Origin of the sequence: Paraburkholderia sp. BR10954, from assembly GCF_040965775.1 — a bacterium.
In the GTDB taxonomy this organism is placed as follows: domain Bacteria; phylum Pseudomonadota; class Gammaproteobacteria; order Burkholderiales; family Burkholderiaceae; genus Paraburkholderia; species Paraburkholderia youngii.
Map to the genome: position 1 here is coordinate 1 of NZ_JBFRCK010000256.1, position 352 is coordinate 352.

At 64.8% G+C, this 352-nt stretch carries 1 pseudogene; it reads left to right on the forward strand.

Annotated elements, in window-relative coordinates:
• A pseudogene (locus tag AB4Y34_RS42135) lies at window positions 1-352 on the forward strand (transposase); the annotation flags it as partial.

Here is a 352-nt window from a genome sequence, read left to right on the forward strand (position 1 = left end):
CATGCTGGCGACGGCTACGAGACTGGCAGGCCGCAGGCGTGTGGGAGCAACTGCATCTGGCAATGCTTCGCCGGTTGCGTGAACACGACCAGATTGATTGGGAACGGGCGAGCCTCGATGCTGCCAGCCCCCGGGGGGCAGGAAACCGGCCCCAACCCGACAGACCGGGGAAAGCTCGGGTCGAAACGGCACATCGTTGTAGACGCGCGCAGCATTCCACTGGCTATCACGGTCACGGGCGCCAACCGACACGACTCGATGGCATTCGAGCCCACGCTCGATGCCATTCCGGCAGTCTCGGGTCTGAATGGCCAGCCCCGCAAACCCCCGGGCAAGTTGCATGCGGACAAGG